This is a genomic window from Pseudomonas gebzensis (assembly GCF_034427815.1).
Classification (GTDB): Bacteria; Pseudomonadota; Gammaproteobacteria; order Pseudomonadales; family Pseudomonadaceae; genus Aquipseudomonas.
Window position 1 is genome coordinate 104393 of the sequence record NZ_JAXQNS010000005.1, and the last position, 15252, is coordinate 119644.

General features: G+C 64.2%; 12 protein-coding genes. 4 read left to right on the forward strand and 8 right to left on the reverse strand.

The features are described 5' to 3' along the window. Positions 1 to 59: 59 nt before the first annotated feature. From SJI00_RS11360 to SJI00_RS11375, 4 genes are all read right to left on the reverse strand, one after another. Positions 60 to 1436, reverse strand: a complete 1377-nt coding sequence (locus tag SJI00_RS11360) for an OprD family porin (protein ID WP_322461807.1) — start codon at positions 1434 to 1436, stop codon at positions 60 to 62. Between the two features lie 160 nt (positions 1437 to 1596). After that, on the reverse strand, positions 1597 to 3189 hold the full coding sequence (locus SJI00_RS11365; RefSeq protein ID WP_322461808.1) for an ABC transporter substrate-binding protein: 1593 nt from the start codon (positions 3187 to 3189) through the stop codon (positions 1597 to 1599). A gap of 219 nt (positions 3190 to 3408) precedes the next feature. Beyond that, positions 3409 to 5034, reverse strand: a complete 1626-nt coding sequence (locus SJI00_RS11370) for an ABC transporter substrate-binding protein (protein WP_322461809.1) — start codon at positions 5032 to 5034, stop codon at positions 3409 to 3411. Between the two features lie 345 nt (positions 5035 to 5379). Next, on the reverse strand, positions 5380 to 6096 hold the full coding sequence (locus SJI00_RS11375) for an SIMPL domain-containing protein (RefSeq protein ID WP_322461810.1): 717 nt from the start codon (positions 6094 to 6096) through the stop codon (positions 5380 to 5382). A gap of 198 nt (positions 6097 to 6294) precedes the next feature. Here SJI00_RS11375 and SJI00_RS11380 point away from each other — a divergent pair, with 198 nt between their 5' ends. From SJI00_RS11380 to SJI00_RS11395, 4 genes are all read left to right on the forward strand, one after another. Then, positions 6295 to 7554, forward strand: coding sequence for an ATP-binding protein (locus SJI00_RS11380; RefSeq protein WP_322461811.1), 1260 nt, complete (start codon positions 6295 to 6297; stop codon positions 7552 to 7554). Continuing rightward, entirely contained in the window at positions 7551 to 8111 is a 561-nt protein-coding gene (locus SJI00_RS11385) for a response regulator transcription factor (protein WP_322461812.1), read from the forward strand. Before SJI00_RS11380 ends, SJI00_RS11385 begins: the two co-directional genes overlap by 4 nt. 124 nt (positions 8112 to 8235) lie before the next feature. Then, positions 8236 to 9177 carry an AEC family transporter gene (locus SJI00_RS11390; RefSeq protein WP_322461813.1) on the forward strand — a complete coding sequence of 314 codons (942 nt, stop codon included), beginning with the start codon at positions 8236 to 8238 and terminating at the stop codon, positions 9175 to 9177. Positions 9178 to 9336: 159 nt separating this feature from the next. Next, complete coding sequence (locus SJI00_RS11395; RefSeq protein ID WP_322461814.1) at positions 9337 to 10698, forward strand: amino acid permease; 1362 nt, start codon at positions 9337 to 9339, stop codon at positions 10696 to 10698. Between the two features lie 30 nt (positions 10699 to 10728). Here SJI00_RS11395 and SJI00_RS11400 read toward each other — a convergent pair whose 3' ends face one another. From SJI00_RS11400 to gatA, 4 genes are all read right to left on the reverse strand, one after another. Beyond that, positions 10729 to 11751, reverse strand: a complete 1023-nt coding sequence (locus SJI00_RS11400; RefSeq protein WP_416221026.1) for a calcium/sodium antiporter — start codon at positions 11749 to 11751, stop codon at positions 10729 to 10731. 82 nt (positions 11752 to 11833) lie between these two features. Next, complete coding sequence (locus SJI00_RS11405; protein ID WP_322461815.1) at positions 11834 to 12211, reverse strand: septal ring lytic transglycosylase RlpA family protein; 378 nt, start codon at positions 12209 to 12211, stop codon at positions 11834 to 11836. A gap of 123 nt (positions 12212 to 12334) precedes the next feature. After that, positions 12335 to 13780: an Asp-tRNA(Asn)/Glu-tRNA(Gln) amidotransferase subunit GatB gene (gene gatB / locus SJI00_RS11410; protein ID WP_322461816.1), complete on the reverse strand. Its 1446-nt coding sequence runs from the start codon at positions 13778 to 13780 to the stop codon at positions 12335 to 12337. An 11-nt stretch (positions 13781 to 13791) separates the two neighbouring features. Continuing rightward, the gene (gene gatA / locus SJI00_RS11415) at positions 13792 to 15243 is read right to left on the reverse strand and encodes an Asp-tRNA(Asn)/Glu-tRNA(Gln) amidotransferase subunit GatA (protein WP_322461817.1); all 1452 of its coding nucleotides are present in this window, start codon (positions 15241 to 15243) and stop codon (positions 13792 to 13794) included. Positions 15244 to 15252: the final 9 nt, after the last annotated feature.

The window sequence follows — 15252 nt, forward strand, 5'->3', positions numbered from 1 at the left end:
CCTGGGGAATCGTTTCAGGATAGCTGCCATGGCGCGCGCAGGCGCCACGGCAGTGAGGGTCAGAGGAGGTTGAACGGCACGGTGGTGACCACGCGCAGCTCGTCCAGGCTGCCATCGGCCTGGCCCTTGCTGGCGCGGTGGGCGGTGTAGGTGGCGCGGATGGCGGTGTCCTTGAGTGGCCCGCTCTGCACGGCGTAGCTGGTGCCGAAGCCGTACTCGTAGTGGCTTTCACCCTTCATGCCGGCCACGTCATAGCCGCTGCCGCGGTAATGGGTACCGTCGATGCCCCAGCCGCGCGCGTTGTACACATTGAACTTGAGCCCCGGCACGCCGAACGGCGCCATGTTGAGGACGTAGGAGAACTGCAGGGATTTCTCGTTGGGGCCGTTGAAGTCCGACATCAGCGAGTTGGCCAGAAAGATGCCGTTGGTTTCGTGCAGGTAGTCGAAGTACTCGTTGCCATTGACCTGCTGCCAGGCCACCGAGACGGTGTGGGCCTGGTGGGTCAGGCCCAGCGACACGCTGTAGGTGTCGTTGTCGATTTCGCCGAGCTTCTTGCGGCCGGTGTCGACGGTCTTGTAGTAGTTGAGGTTGGTCGACAGGCTCAGGGTGTCGCGGTCGCCCAGCTCGTGCAGCGCGCCTACGTAGTACTGGTGCCAGAAGTCATCGACCTTGGAGGCGTACAGGCTGGTAGTGAGGCTTTGCAGCGGCTGGTAGTTGAGGCCCAGCATGCTCACCCGGTCGGTTTCCACGCCCGCCGCGCCGTATTCGCTGCGAAACTTGCTCAGGCTCTGTTCGGTGCGTGGCGAAACGCGGTCGAAGGTGCCGGCATCGAAGCTCAGGGTGTCGAACTCGGCGCTGTGCAGGCTGGCGCCCTGGAAGCTCGAGGGCAGGGCGCGGTTGCCGATGTAGGCGATCACCGGGGTGTCGACGCTGTGCCGGCCCACGGTCAGGGTGGTGTTGGAAACCCGTGTCTTGAGGTTGGCCAGGCCGACCTTGCTCCATTGGGCGAGGACGTCGCCGTCGCTGTGGGTGAGCGTGCGGTTGTTCGGCCCGGCCACCCGTGCGCGCCCTTGTTGCAAGGCCAGGGCATTGTAGCCGGCCGCTTCCACGGCAAAGCCCACGGTGCCCTGGGTGAAGCCCGAGCTGTAGTTGAGGATCGTGCCCTGTACCCAGTTTTCCCGGCTGTGGCTGTCATGCAGGCTGCCGTCGGCTTGGTGATAGCGCCATAGTGGCCCGCGCGCGGCGTGTTCGCGTGCATAGAAGTTGCGCGTGGTGCCAGACACACTCTGGCCTTCGATAAAGCCAGGCGCTTGGTCCTGGGCTGAGGTCGCGGGGCGTTGCAGGGGAATGGCCGCCTGGCTGATGGGGTCTGCGAGCGCTTGGTCGCTGATGCTGCAGATGGCCAGGGCCAGCGCGATGTAGGGTGTTTTCAAGGTGAATGCTCCTTTCTAGTTATGGCCCGGCGCAAGGTCGGGCAGGGGTGTTGCACAGCGGTGTTGCACAGCGGTGTTGCACGGGGGGCGTGCGCTCTGGCCAAATGCCGGACGCACGCAGCCGCAGGAGTGCTGCGGCACTCCCGGGCAGTGGGCGGGGCTATTCGGTACTGACGCCGGAAAAGGCGTTACGGCCGAACGGGCTGACCTTGAAGTCGATGACCGTGGCACGCATGGGTTGGCTGACCGTGGAATGGGCAATCGGGGTGATCGGCACCTGCTGCTTGAGGCGCTGCTGGGCCCGTTGGTAGAGCGCGCTGCGCGGGCCTTGGCCTGTGACGCGCTTGGCCTGGGTGATGAGCTGGTCGTAAGCGGGGTCGCACCACTGGGCGTAGTTGTTGCTGCCGATGGCGCCGCAGCTGTAGAGGGTGCCGAGCCAGTTGTCGGGGTCGCCGTTGTCGCCGGTCCAGCCCACCAGGGCCACGTCGTGTTCGCCCTGCTTGAGGCGTTTGAGGTACTCGCCCCATTCATAGCTGACAATGCGTACCTTCAAACCCAGCTTGCCCCAGTCGGCCTGTAGCATCTGCGCCATCAGCTTGGCGTTGGGGTTATACGGGCGTTGCACGGGCATGGCCCAGAGGGTGATCTCTGTGCCTGCGGCAACCCCCGCTTCACGCAGCAGAGCCTTGGCTTTTTCCGGGTCGTGGGGCGCGTCGACCAGGCTGGCGTCATACGACCATTGGGTCGGCGGCATCGCGTTGACTGCGACCTGCCCGGAGGCCCCGTACACTGCGTCGATGATCGCCTGCTTGTTCACCGCCATGTCCAGCGCCTGGCGCACCTTCAATTGGTCGAACGGTGCATGGCGCGTGTTGTAGGCGATGAAGCCGAGGTTGAAACCGGCCTGTTGAAGCACGTTCAGCTGCGGGTCGGCGCGCAGTGCGGGCACGTCGGCCGGGCGCGGGTTGAGGGTGATCTGGCATTCGTTGCGGCGCAGCTTCTGGATGCGCACGGACGGATCGACGTTGATCGAGAACACCAGCGTGTCGAGCCTGACCTCTTCGGGCGCCCAGTAGGCCGGGTTGCCGCGATAACGAATCTGCGCATCCTTCTGGTAGCGCTGGAAGACGAATGGCCCGGTGCCGATGGACTGCTGGTTGATGTCGCTGGCGCGGCCCCGGGCCAGCAGTTGCTCGGCGTACTCGGCCGAGAGGATGGAGGCAAAGCTCATGGCCAGGTTCTGGATGAATGCGGCATCGACCTGGGCAAGCTGGAACGTGACGCTGAGCGGGCCGGTTTTCTCGACCTTGAGCAGGTTCTTGTCCAGGCCCATGCTGACGAAATAGGGAAACTCGGCGGGGTAGGCCAAGCGGAACGGATGTTGCCGGTCGAGCATGCGCTGGAAGGTGAACAGCACGTCATCGGCGTTGAAGTCGCGGCGGGGTGTGAAGGCCCGGTTGCTGTGGAATTTCACGCCTTCGCGCAGCTCAAAGGTGTAGCGCAGGCCATCTTCGGATACGGTCCAGGCGGTGGCCAGCGCCGGCTTCACCGCCGTGCCCCCGCGCTCGAACTCCATCAGGCGGTTGTAGATCGGTGTCGCCGCGTCGCTGTCGGTGGCGCTGGTGTACTGGGCGATATCAAAACCGGCGGGGCTGGCCTCGGCGCAGAACACCAGGCTGTTGGCCAGTACGGCAGGGGTGTGGCTGGTCAGCCCGGCGGCAATCAGCGCGCAGAGTAGCAAGGGGGTACGCATGACAACTCCTTGTAGGGGTGCGTGGCCCTTCCTTGGGCGCGTTACAACGACGGTGTGGCGGTGCGGATGAGGCTGCTGCCGGGTTCACTGGCAGCACTGCCGTGCGCTGGTAGGGCGGTCTGAACGGCGGCAGCGCTGCGCATGGATCCGCACACCGTGCCGCCGTGCGCAGCTGCCGCTCAGTAGGGAGACAGCCCACCGTGCGCGGCGCAGGCCGGTCTATTTGCTCACGCTGACGCCATAGAACGAGTTGAGTGCGAAGGGGCTGATCTTGAAGCCCTGCACGGTTTTCCTCATGGGTTGATACACCGTGGAATGGGCAATCGGCGTCATGGGTACCTGTTGCTTGATGATGCGTTGGGCCTGCTGATACAGCTCACTGCGCTTGGCCTGGTCAGAGGTGGCCTTGGCCTGCTTGATCAGGTCGTCGTAGGGCTTGTAGCACCACTTGGAAAAGTTGTTGCCCTCCACGGCATCGCAGCCGAACAGGGTGCCTAGCCAGTTGTCCGGATCGCCGTTGTCACCGCTCCAGCCGATCAACATGGCGCCGTTCTCACCGCCCTTGGAGCGTTTGATGTATTCGCCCCACTCGTAGCTGATGATCTTGGCCTTGATGCCGATCTTGGCCCAGTCGGCCTGCAGCATTTCAGCCATCAGCTTGGCGTTGGGGTTGTACGGGCGCTGTACAGGCATCGCCCACAGGGTAATTTCTGTGCCTTCCTTGATGCCCGCTTCCTGGAGCAGGGCCTTGGCTTTCTGTGGGTCGAACGGCACGTCCTCGATGCTGGTGTCGTACGACCACTGCGTGGGCGGCATGGCGTTGACGGCCAGTTGCCCAGCGCCCTGGTAGACCGCCTCGATGATCTGCGGCTTGTTGACCGCCATATCCAGCGCCTGGCGCACCTTGAGCTGGGCCATGGGGTTGGCGTGGTCGCTGCCCTTGATCTTGTCCATCACGTTGTAGGCGATGTAACCCAGGTTGTAGCCGGCCTGTTCGGGCATTTGCAGGTTGGGGTCTTTTTTCAGCGTGGCGATGTCGGCAGGGCGGGGGAAGAGCGTGACCTGGCATTCGTTCTTGCGCAGCTTCTGCATGCGCACCGACGGGTCGGTGGTGATGGCGAAGATCAGGTTGTCGAGTTTCACATCCTCAGGCTTCCAGTAGTCCTTGTTGCCCTTGAACCGGATCAGCGCGTCTTTCTGGTACTTGCTGAACACGAACGGGCCGGTACCGATGGGCTTCTGGTTGATCTCGGCGGGTTTGCCCTGCTCGAGCAACGTCCCGGCGTACTCGGCGGACTGGATCGAGGCGAAGCTCATGGCCAGGTTCTGAATGAACGCCGCATCGACCTGGTTCAGCGTGAAGCGCACCGTGTAGGGGTCGAGCTTTTCCAGACGGGCGATGTTCTTGTCCATGCCCATGTCGGTGAAGTAGGGGAATTCAGAGGGGTAGGCTTTGCGGAACGGGTGCTCTTTGTCGAGCATGCGGTTGAAGGTGAACAGCACATCGTCGGCGTTGAACGTGCGGGAAGGTTTGAAGTACTCGGTGGTGTGAAACTTGACGTTTTCGCGCAGATGGAAGGTATACACCTTGCCTTCGTCGCTGATCTCCCAGCGTGTTGCCAGCCCCGGAATCACCTGGGTGGCACCGCGTTCGAACTGGGCCAGGCGGTTGAACAGGGGTTCGGCCGACGCGTCAAAATCGGTGCCGGTGGTGTACTGTCCCGGGTCGAATCCGGCGGGGCTGCCTTCGGAGCAGAACACCAGGTTGGAGGCTGCTAGCAGAGGTGCACTGCCAACCAGCAAACCGGCGCCGATCAGAAGAGGGAAAACCGCAGTTTTGAGCATGTTGGCCTCATTCTTGTAGTTTTTCGAGTGAGATGGCCTCGTGAGCCGACCTGGGGATACTTGTCCAGGGCAGGGGGCATTGCAACGCTCGCAGAATGAATGAGGGTGAAAAGGTAGAACGATCGTACATCAATGTCGCATACCTGTAACTTTGCCGAAGATGCGTCGATTTATCGCTGATTTAAGCGAGGATGGGTAATTTTTCGAGATTTTTCAGCTAGTCAGACAGCGCGGTGTTTGTTGTAGGAAATGACTGAAAGTTACGAAGGAATTTGTATCAGGTGAGGAGGACCAAGGCGCGTTGCACGCCTTGGTCTGTCTTATGGAGCGGCCGGCGGGATGCGCTCAGGGCATCTGGATTTCGATCAGGCCATCGGCGTTCATGCTGACTTCACTGGTGCCGGCCTCGACATCCGGTGCTGGCGCCGCTTCGTCGGCGCTCATCGCCTTCATGGCCATCGGCGCGCTGCGCAGGTAGGGGCGTGGATAGCCGCTGCTGTTGAGGTTCAGGTTGACCACTTTATAGCCGGAGCCGCCCAGGGCCTCGGTGGCCAGCTGCGCGCGGGCCTTGAAGGCGCCGACCGCGTCCTTGAGCAACTGGTCTTCGCTGGTCTTGCGTGTGGCCGGTGCAATGGAGAAGTCCATACCGCCCATCTTCAGGTCTTGCAGCAACTCGCCGGTGAGCTTGGACAAGGCCGGGAAGTCGGCGCTTTCCAGGCGCAGCTCGGCCCGCTCGCGCCAGCCGTTGATCTTCTGGCCCTTGTTGTCGTAGACCGGGTAGCTGTTGCGGCTGCCTTGGCTGATCTTCACGTCCTTGACGGTGCGCGCCTGCTGCACGGCCTTGTTCATGGCATCGGTGATCTGCTTGGCCAGTTTGCCCGGATCGTTGTCCTGGGCTTCGGTGTAGAGCGTGACCACCATCAGGTCGCGGGGGACTTCCTTGCTGACTTCGGCGCGCAGCGACACCTGGTTGTAGCGCGGCTCATCGGCAGCCAGCGCAGGCAGGCTGACGAGCAGCCCGGAGGCGATGATCATGGCGGCACTGCGACGAGGAATGAACATGTGGGGCTCCTTGGCGTAGAAAGGGGCGATGGATACGGTTGCCCCTGATGGCCAATCAGACCGGGTCGGGTGAAGCCGGTTCAAACCGGCCCTCAATGGCTTGTATCAAAGTGTGGCGCTTTGCCGCATCGCTACAGTGCAGTCAGCGGCTTCGGTATACTTCGTCGGCGTTTTCCGCTGTTGCCACCAGGAGCGTTCATGCTCGCCGCACCACACCCGTTATCTGCCACCCGCCTGAACCTCTGGCGCCTCACGGTCATCCGTGTGCTGGTGCTCGCTGCCCAGGCCGGCTCGGTGGGCGTTGCCTACTGGACCGAACTGCTGCCCCTGCCCTGGCTGTCACTGGCGCTGACGCTGGTGCTGTCTTCGCTTTTGTGCGCCTTCACGGCGTTGCGCTTGCGCCTGTCATTGCCGGTCACCGAGCTTGAGTACGCGCTGCAACTGGCCTGCGATCTGCTGATCCACAGTGCGCTGCTGTATTACTCCGGCGGCTCGACCAACCCGTTCGTGTCGTATTACCTGGTGCCGCTGGCCATCGCCGCCGTGACGCTGCCGTGGATCTACTCGCTGGTGTTGTCAGGCATTGCCCTGGCGGCCTACAGCTTGCTGCTGGTGCAGTTCTACCCGCTGGAAAGCATGCCCATGGCGCGCGACACCATGCAGGTCTATGGCATGTGGCTGAGCATCGCCCTGGCGGCGGCGGTGATCACCTTCTTCGCCGCGCGCATGGCCGAAGAGCTGCGCCGCGCCGAGCAGATGCGTGCCGAGCGCCGCGAAGACAGCCTGCGCGATGAACAATTGCTGGCCGTCGCCACCCAGGCGGCGGGCGCGGCGCACGAGCTGGGCACGCCGCTGGCGACCATGAGCGTGCTGCTCAACGAGATGCGCCAGGACCACACCGACCCGCAGTTGCAGGAAGACCTGATGGTGCTGCAAGACCAGGTGCAGTCGTGCAAGCACAGCCTGCAGCAGCTGGTGCGCGCCGCCGAGGCTAACCGGCGCATGGCGATCATCGAGCAGGAGGTCACCGCCTGGCTCGATGAGGCGCTCAACCGCTGGCACCTCATGCGCCCGGAAACCAGCTACCGTTTCCAGCGCCTGCGCGACGGCGAAGTGCCACGCTTGTCACCGCCGCCAGACCTCACCCAGGCCCTGCTGAACCTGTTGAACAATGCTGCCGATGCCTGCCCGGACAGCCTTGAAGTGCACCTGGACTGGGACGAGCAGGATATTCTGATCAGCATCCGCGACCACGGCCCCGGGGTCGCGCCGGCCATTGCCGAAGCCATCGGCAAGCCGTTCATCACCACCAAGGGCAAGGGCTTCGGCCTCGGCCTGTTCCTGAGCAAGGCCAGCGTGACCCGCGCCGGCGGCTCGGTGAAACTCTACAGCCATGAACAGGGCGGCACCCTGACCGAATTGCGCCTGCCCTATGGCACGCCAGGAGAACCACAATGAGCGAAGAAATCCAGGTTGAAGGCGAAGAGCTGCCGCACCTGCTGCTGGTCGACGACGACGCCACCTTCACCCGCGTCATGGCGCGCGCCATGAGCCGTCGCGGGTTCCGTGTCAGCACCGCCGCTTCGGCCGAAGAGGGCTATGAACTGGCCAAGCGCGACCTGCCCGACTACGCCACCCTCGACCTGAAGATGGAAGGTGACTCAGGCCTGGTGCTGTTGCCCAAGCTGCTGGAACTGGACCCGGACATGCGTGTGGTGCTGCTGACCGGCTATTCCAGCATCGCCACTGCCGTGGAAGCCATCAAACGCGGCGCCTGCAACTACCTGTGCAAGCCCGCCGACGCCGATGACGTGCTCGCCGCGTTGCTCTCCGAGCACGCCAACCTCGAGACCCTGGTGCCAGACAACCCGATGTCGGTCGACCGCCTGCAGTGGGAACACATCCAGCGCGTGCTGGGCGAGCACGAAGGCAACATTTCGGCGACTGCGCGCGCGTTGGGCATGCACCGCCGCACCTTGCAACGCAAGCTGCAGAAGCGGCCGGTGCGCCGCTGAGCCAAGCCGCTTGATCACGGCAGTTTCGTAGGAAACTGCCTTTTATGATGGGTAATAAACCTCAAGTCCTGAGCACTGGCGTATTATCCTCGGCCTGACCGTGCCCTCAGGATTCCCGCCTTTCATGCTTGCCCTGCTGATCCAGACCTTCAACATCACGGCGCCCGTGTTCGCCATGCTGTTCCTGGGCGTCGCGCTCAAACGTCTGCATGTGATCGACGATGCCTTCAACCGCGTCGCCTCCAATCTGGTGTTCAACGTCTGCATGCCGGCGCTGCTGTTCCTCGGCATCTACCACGCCGACCTCTCCAGTGCGTTCCGCCCGGGCCTGATCGGCTTCTTCACGATCGCGACCGTGCTGGGGTTCGCGCTGTGCTGGGGCATGGCGATCTGGCGTTGCCCACCCCACGAGCGTGGCATCTATACCCAAGGCGCGTTTCGCGGCAACAACGGCGTCATCGGCCTGGCCCTGGCGGCCAGCCTGTACGGCGACGTCGGAATTTCCCTGGGCGCGGTGCTCGCTGGCGTGGTGATTCTGCTCTACAACACGCTCTCGGCGGTGGTGCTGGCGGTGTACAGCCCAAGCCTCAAGTCCGACCCCTGGAGCATCTGCAAGAGCCTGGCGAGCAACCCGCTGATCCTCAGCGTGGTCATCGCCACGCCCCTGGCCTATGCCCAGGTGCCGCTGCCCAACTGGCTGCTCACCTCCGGCGATTACCTCGCGCAGATGACCTTGCCCCTGGCCCTGATCTGCATCGGCGGCACGCTGTCGCTGGCCTCCCTGCGTGACAGTGGCCGCTTGGCCATCGACGCCAGCCTGCTGAAAATGGCCTGGCTGCCGCTGCTGGGCACCACCGGCGCGTGGCTGTGCGGATTCCGCGGCGCTGAGCTGGGCATTCTGTTTCTCTACCTGGGCAGCCCCACGGCAGCGGCCAGCTATGTCATGGCTCGCGCAGCCAATGGCAACCATGAGCTGGCGGCCTCGATCATCGTCATCACCACCTTGATGGCGGCGATCACAACCAACATCGGCATTTTCGTCTTGCAGTGGGGCGGCTGGATCTAGATGCTGCCCGCCGTCTCCCTCTCAGGCGTTGTACGAAAAGCCTTGATGCCCGGCCATGCTGCGTTGCAAGCGACCTCGGTCGTTTTCCCCGCGCCTGGCCGCTTTCTCAAGACGCTTCCTACCGTTCCTGACACTGCCTTCTGAGCCAAAGGACACCTCATGCACGAGCAGAACACGCCCGATCCGCTGCATCGCGGGCTGAAGAACCGCCATATCCAGTTGATCGCCCTGGGCGGTGCCATCGGTACCGGCCTGTTCCTGGGCATCGCCCAGACCATCCAGCTGGCCGGGCCCTCGGTACTGTTGGGCTATGCCATCGCCGGGGTGATGGCCTTCCTGATCATGCGCCAGCTTGGCGAGATGGTCGTGGAAGAGCCGGTTGCCGGCAGCTTCAGCCACTTCGCCCACCGCTACTGGAGCGAGTTCGCAGGCTTTGTCTCGGGCTGGAACTATTGGGTGGTGTACGTGCTGGTCGGCATGGCCGAGCTGACGGCGGTCGGCATCTACGTCAAATATTGGTGGCCGGACTTCCCTACCTGGGCCACGGCGGCGATTTTCTTCGTGCTGATCAATGCCATCAACCTGACCCAGGTGAAAGTCTACGGCGAAATGGAGTTCTGGTTCTCGCTGGTCAAGGTGGTGGCGATCGTCAGCATGATCGGCTTCGGCGTATGGCTGCTCGGTACCGGCAACGGCGGGCCAGACGCCAGTGTCGCCAACCTCTGGCAGCACGGCGGGTTCTTCCCTCACGGCATCACCGGGCTGGTGATGGCGCTGGCGGTGATCATGTTTTCCTTCGGCGGGCTGGAGCTGGTGGGCATCACGGCGGCCGAGGCGGACAACCCACGGGTGAGCATCCCCAAGGCCACCAACCAGGTGGTCTATCGCATCCTGATCTTCTACATCGGCGCACTGGCGGTGCTGTTGGCGTTGTACCCATGGCAGAAGGTGGTGCAGGGCGGCAGCCCGTTCGTGATGATCTTCCACGAGCTCGACAGCGATGTCGTGGCCACGGTCCTCAATGTGGTGGTGCTGACCGCCGCGCTGTCGGTCTACAACAGCTGCGTCTACGCCAACAGCCGCATGTTGTTCGGCCTGGCCAGCCAGGGCGATGCGCCGCGTGCGCTGACCCGGCTCAACCGTCGTGGCGTGCCGCTGGCGGCACTGGGGGTGTCGGCGCTGGCCACCGGCCTGTGCGTGATCATCAACTACCTGATGCCGGGCGAAGCCTTCGGCCTGCTGATGGCCCTGGCGGTGTCGGCGCTGGTGATCAACTGGGCGAGCATCAGTATCACCCATCTGAAATTTCGCAAGGCCAGGCTGGCTCAGGGGCAGACGCCGTTCTACCGCAGTTGGGGGCATCCGCTCACCAACTACCTGTGCCTGGCGTTCATTGCCCTGATCGTGGTGGTGATGTACCTGACGCCGCCGATCCGTATCTCGGTGATGCTGATCCCGGCGTGGATCGCGGTGTTGTGGGTCGCCTTCAAGCTGAAAAAAATGCGCCAGGCCAAGGCCTGACGCACCGTTTGCAGCACAGGGTGGCCGCGCTCAGTGCTGCCGGCGCCAGGCACGTACGGTGGTGAACAGCAGCACCGCGCCCAGCACCGGCAGCACGTAGAAGAACATCAGGTGTTCCAGCCGGCCGGCCAGCGGCATGCCGGTGGTGAAGGTCACCACGTGCAGGCCGTACACCAGGTACAGGCCCAGCAGTACCAGGCCTTCGGCACGGGTGATGCGGTAGCCGGAGTAGAACACCGGCAGGCTCAGCGCTGCGACGCCGAGCATCACCGGCAGGTCGAAGGCCAGCGCGTTGGGCGAGATCGACAGCGGCTGCGGAGTCACCAGAGCGGTCAGCCCCAGCACCCCCAGCAGATTGAACAGGTTGCTGCCGATCACGGTGCCCACCGCCACTTCGCGCTCGCCGCGCACTGCCGCCACCAGCGCGGCCGCCAGCTCCGGTAGCGACGTGCACACGGCCACCACGGTCAGGCCGATCACCCGTTCCGACAGCCCCAGGTCAGTCGCCACTTCGATGGCCGCTTCCAGCACCAGGTACCCCGCCAGGCTCAGCAACAGCAGGCCGAACAGCACTTGCAGGGACGTGATGGTCCAGAAGCGGGCGCGGTGCAGGTGCCGGACCTGCGGCGCCGTGTAGCTGCGCGCGTAATGGCGGGACTGGCGCCAGAGCACCAGCAGGTAACCGATCAGGCCCAGCAGCAGCAGGGAGCCTTCGCTGCGCCCGAGGTAGCCGTTGGCGGCGAGCAGGTACACCAGCGCACTGGCGCCGATCATCAACGGCAGGTCGAGCCGCACCAGTTGGCGCGAGACCCGCAGCGGAATGATCAGCGCGGTCAGCCCGAGGATCACCAGGATATTGAAGATGTTGCTGCCGATCACGCTGCCGATGGCGACATCGGGCGCGCCTTGGTAGGCGGCTTGCAGGCTGACGGTGAGCTGCGGCGCGGTGCTGCCGAACGCCACCAGGCTCAGGCCGATGATCAAGGGGCGCACGTGCAGCCGGGTCGCCAGGCGCAACGCTGCGCGCACCAGCAGTTCGGCGCCGAGCACCATCAGCACCAGCCCGGCGCACAGTTGCAGCAGGCTGAAGGGGGGCAGGGTGGCAAGGAGGGAAATGGTCAGGGCTCCAGTGAGGTCAGCGGCTCAACCCTTGTACCCGCACGCGTGCGGTTCCGCTACGCAGCATGCCGATTTTTTCCGCCGCAGCGCGCGACAGGTCGATCAGGCGTCCACGCCGGTGCGGGCCACGGTCATTGATGCGCACCACGACACTGCGGTGGTTGGCCAGGTTGGTCACCCGCACCCGGCTGCCGAACGGCAGTTGGCGGTGGGCGGCGGTGAGGCCGTATTGGTTGAAGGGTTCGCCGCTGGCAGTGCGCTTGCCGTGATGGCGTGCGCCGTAGTACGAGGCCATGCCGGTGTCGTCATAGCCACGCGGGTCGACGCTATGGCTGGCGCAGCCGGCCAGCAGGGAAGTAAAGGCAAGGGTGCCTAACAGACGTTTGATCGGCATGCGGGCTCCTTGGCGGTCGTCGGCAGATCGCCCCACGCCTGCCGGCGGCGGCACCGCGCGAGGCGGTGCGTGGCCAGCAGCGGTGGGATGACCTGCAAACGAGGGCGACGGGGGCGAAAACGGTCAGCCTTCGAGCTTGGCCTTGAGCAACTGGTTCACCTGTGCGGGGTTGGCCTTGCCTTTGGACGCTTTCATGGCCTGGCCGACGAAGAAGCCGAACATCTTGCCGCGCTTGGCTTCATCGGCGGCGCGGTATTGCTCGACCTGCTCGGCGTTGGCGGCCAGCATGTCGTCGAGCATGCGCTCGATGGCGCCGCTGTCGGTGACCTGCTTGAGGCCCTTGCTGTCGATGATGGCATCGGCATCGCCTTCACCAGCGGCCATGGCTTCGAACACGGTCTTGGCGATCTTGCCGCTGATGGTGTTGTCGCGGATGCGCAGCAACATACCGCCGAGCTGGTCGGCGCTGACTGGCGACTGGTCGATGTCCAGGCCCAGCTTGTTGAGCAGGCTGCCCAACTCGACCATCACCCAGTTCGCCGCCAGCTTGGCGTCGCCGCCGACCTTGGCCACTTGCTCGAAGTAATCGGCCTGTTCGCGGCTCGCCGCCAGCACGTTGGCGTCGTAGGCCGACAGGCCGTACTGCGCCTGGAAACGCTCGACCTTCTGCGTGGGCAATTCGGGCAGGGCGGCACGAATGCTGTCGAGCAGTGCGGGTTCGATGACCACCGGCAGCAGGTCAGGGTCGGGGAAGTAACGGTAGTCGTTGGCCTCTTCCTTGCTGCGCATGGAGCGGGTTTCGTCTTTGTTCGGGTCATACAGGCGGGTTTCCTGGATGACCCTGCCGCCGTCTTCGATCAGCTCGATCTGGCGTTGCACTTCACTGTTGATGGCGCGCTCGATGAAGCGGAACGAGTTGACGTTCTTGATCTCGCAGCGAGTGCCGAACTCGACCTGGCCTTTGGGGCGGATCGACACGTTGCAGTCGCAACGCAGCGAGCCTTCGGCCATGTTGCCGTCGCAGATGCCGAGGTAGCGTACCAGTGCGTGGATGGCCTTGACGTAGGCCACCGCTTCCTTGGCGCTGCGCATGTCCGGCTCGGAGACGATTTCCAGCAGCGGTGTGCCGGCGCGGTTCAGGTCGATGCCGCTGGCGCCGTTGAAGTCTTCGTGCAGGCTCTTGCCGGCGTCTTCTTCAAGGTGCGCGCGGGTCACGCCCACGCGCTTGATGGTGCCATCCTCCAGGGCGATGTCCAGGTGGCCCTTGCCGACGATCGGCAGGTCCATCTGGCTGATCTGGTAGCCCTTGGGCAGGTCGGGGTAGAAGTAGTTCTTGCGCGCGAACACGTTGCGCGGCCCGATCTCGGCGTCGATCGCCAGGCCGAACATGCAGGCCATGCGGACCGCCTCCTGGTTCAGCACCGGCAGCACGCCGGGCATGCCCAGGTCTACCAGGCTGGCCTGGGTATTGGGCTCGGAACCAAAGGTGGTAGCGCTGCCGGAGAAAATCTTCGACTGGGTCGCGAGCTGGGTATGAATCTCCAGCCCGATCACAACTTCCCATTGCATGTATGAATTCCTCAGAAGCCGGTAGGGGCGCGGGTGTGCCAGTCGGTGACCTGCTGGTAGCGGTGCGCCACGTTCAGCAGGCGGCCTTCCTGGAAGTACGGCGCCAGCAGTTGCACACCGACCGGCAAGCCTTCGACGAAGCCCGCAGGCATCGACAGCCCCGGCAGGCCGGCCAGGTTGGCCGTGATGGTGTAGACGTCTTCGAGGTAGGCGGCGATCGGGTCGTTACCCTTGGCGCCGAGTTTCCAGGCCAGGTTCGGCGTGGTCGGACCGAGAATCAGGTCGACGCCCTCAAAGGCCGCCATGAAATCGTTCTTGATCAGTCGGCGAATCTTCTGCGCTTTCAGGTAATAAGCGTCGTAATAGCCCGCCGACAGGGCGTAGGCGCCGACCATGATGCGCCGCTGCACCTCAAGGCCAAAGCCTTCCCCGCGCGAACGCTTGTACAGGTCGGTGAGGTCTTTCGGGTCTTCGCAGCGATAGCCGTAGCGCACGCCATCGAAGCGCGACAGGTTCGAGGAGGCCTCTGCCGGGGCGATGACGTAGTACGCGGCGATGGCGTGCTGCACGTTCGGCAGGCTGATTTCCTTGATCACCGCGCCGAGTTTTTCCAGCTCGGCGACGGTCGCCTGGACCTGTTCGGCAATGCGTGGGTCTAGGCCGGCGCCGAAGTACTCCTTCGGCAGGCCGATGCGCAGGCCCTGCAACGAGCCGTTGAGGCTGGCGCTGTAGTCAGGCACCGGCTCATCGATGGAGGTGGAGTCGTTGGCGTCGAAGCCGGCCATGCCTTGCAGCAACAGTGCGCAGTCTTCGGCGGTGCGCGCCATCGGGCCGCCCTGATCAAGGCTGGAAGCGTAGGCGATCATGCCCCAGCGCGACACGCGGCCATAGGTAGGTTTGAGGCCGGTGAGGCTGGTCAGCGCGGCAGGCTGGCGGATCGAACCGCCGGTGTCGGTGCCGGTGGCGACCGGTGCCAGGCGCGCCGCCACGGCAGCGGCAGAACCACCCGAGGAGCCGCCCGGAACGTGTTCCAGGTTCCAGGGGTTCTTCACGGCGCCGTAGTGGCTCGACTCGTTGGCCGAGCCCATGGCGAATTCGTCCATGTTGGTCTTGCCCAGGGTCACCATGCCGGCCTCAGCCAGCTTGGCGACCACGGTGGCGTCGTAGGGCGCAGTGAAATTGTCGAGCATCTTCGAGGCGCAACTGGTGCGCACGCCGTTGGTGCAGAACAGGTCCTTGTGGGCGATCGGCGCCCCCAGCAGCGGGCCGGCTTCGCCAGCAGCGCGACGGGCGTCGGCAGCGCGGGCCTGGTGCAGGGCGAGCTCGTCGGTGACGGTGATGAAGCTGTTGAGCTGAGGGTCGAGGGCGTGGATGCGCTTGAGCAGCGCGCCGGTCAGCTCTTCAGAGGAAAACGACTTGTCGGCGAGTCCGCGGGCGATCTCGGCCAGGGTCAATTGATGCATGGCAGGCTC